Here is a 1,213-nt window from a genome sequence, read left to right as displayed (position 1 = left end):
GCGCTCGCGCCCCCCACCCCCACCCATCCACCTCATCAAGTTGGTTATCTCTTTTATCTTTTTGTTGTTTCCCCCTCCCTCAACCCCCCCCCCCCCCCCCCCGCCCCGCGACTCCCCCTGACCACTGTCGGCCATGATGAAGTCATCGAGCAGATCACCAAAAACCTGAACAAGCTGATCGAAGTGGTCAAGCTGGTAGACCTGTCGGAGAGCGCTCACATCGAGCGCGAACTGATGCTGGTCAAGGTCAAGGCCACTGGCGCCCAACGCGCCGAGATCAAACGCACTACCGATATTTACCGTGGACAGATCGTCGATGTCAGTGCCAGCGTGTATACCGTTCAATTGACCGGTACCAGCGACAAGCTCGACAGCTTCATTCAGTCCATCGGCACCGCTTCGATTTTGGAAACCGTCCGTAGCGGCGTGACCGGCATTGCTCGCGGCGACAAAGTACTCAGCATCTAAACCAAATTAGCGAATGGCCTGAACGGCCTGGATATATAGGGGAATTTCATGAAAGTTTATTACGAAAAAGACTGCGACCTGTCGATCATCCAGGGCAAGAAAGTTGCCATCATCGGTTACGGCTCCCAGGGCCACGCTCAAGCGTGCAACCTGAAAGACTCCGGTGTCGACGTTACCGTTGGTCTGCGTAAAGGTTCGGCTACCGTTGCCAAAGCTGAAGCTCACGGCCTGAAAGTGACTGACGTTGCTTCCGCTGTTGCTGCTGCCGACCTGGTCATGATTCTGACCCCGGACGAGTTCCAGTCTGCTCTGTACAAGAACGAAATCGAACCGAACATCAAGAAAGGCGCCACTCTGGCCTTCTCCCACGGCTTCGCGATTCACTACAACCAGGTTGTTCCGCGTGCCGACCTCGACGTGATCATGATCGCGCCGAAAGCACCGGGCCACACCGTGCGTTCCGAGTTCGTCAAAGGCGGCGGTATCCCTGACCTGATCGCGATCTACCAGGACGCTTCGGGCAACGCCAAAAACGTTGCTCTGTCCTACGCGGCAGGCGTTGGTGGCGGTCGTACCGGCATCATCGAAACCACTTTCAAAGACGAGACTGAAACTGACCTGTTCGGCGAACAAGCCGTACTGTGCGGCGGTACCGTTGAACTGGTTAAAGCCGGTTTCGAAACTCTGGTTGAAGCTGGCTACGCGCCGGAAATGGCCTACTTCGAGTGCCTGCACGAACTGAAGC

2 protein-coding genes are annotated in these 1,213 nt (G+C 56.4%); both read left to right on the top strand.

Annotated features, from left to right (window positions below):
- A partial coding sequence (gene ilvN / locus ACIOZM_RS31900; protein WP_401221676.1) for an acetolactate synthase small subunit occupies positions 1-468 on the top strand: 468 nt, incomplete at its 5' end.
- A 48-nt stretch (positions 469-516) separates the two neighbouring features.
- A partial coding sequence (gene ilvC / locus ACIOZM_RS31895) for a ketol-acid reductoisomerase (protein WP_401221674.1) occupies positions 517-1,213 on the top strand: 697 nt, incomplete at its 3' end.

Source organism: Pseudomonas sp. NPDC087346, assembly GCF_044744235.1.
Taxonomy (GTDB): Bacteria; Pseudomonadota; Gammaproteobacteria; order Pseudomonadales; family Pseudomonadaceae; genus Aquipseudomonas.
Note: the sequence above shows the minus strand (reverse complement) of the source record. Positions and strands in the feature narration are given on the sequence as shown.